Origin of the sequence: Pseudomonas sp. EA_5y_Pfl2_R50, assembly GCF_963970475.1 — a bacterium.
Classification (GTDB): Bacteria; Pseudomonadota; Gammaproteobacteria; order Pseudomonadales; family Pseudomonadaceae; genus Aquipseudomonas.
Genome location: NZ_CAXAPT010000238.1, coordinates 1 through 266, shown reverse-complemented (window position 1 = coordinate 266; position 266 = coordinate 1). Strand labels below are relative to the sequence as shown.

At 57.5% G+C, this 266-nt stretch carries 1 protein-coding gene; it reads right to left on the bottom strand.

The features are described from left to right. The coding region (locus tag AACY19_RS27625; protein ID WP_339454673.1) for a hypothetical protein at positions 1-266 on the bottom strand (266 nt) is incomplete at both ends.

The window sequence follows — 266 nt, the reverse complement described above, 5'->3', positions numbered from 1 at the left end:
GTGACTAAAACCGAGCCGTCATCACCGAACTCGGTCTTTTCCAGCAGGTGACCATTGAGGTCATAGGCGTAGCTCGTGCGGCGGCCGTCGAAGCCGGTTTCCTGTCGGATCAGTCCCGTGGGTGTGTAGTCCAGACGGTACTTTTCGCCGGACTCGTTTTCGATTTCCGTCAGCAGCAGTCGCGCATGGTCGTAGCGGTATTGCACCCGCGTGCCGTCAGGATTGATCCGTCGGGAGACCAAATGCAGGTCATCGTCGTATTCGTA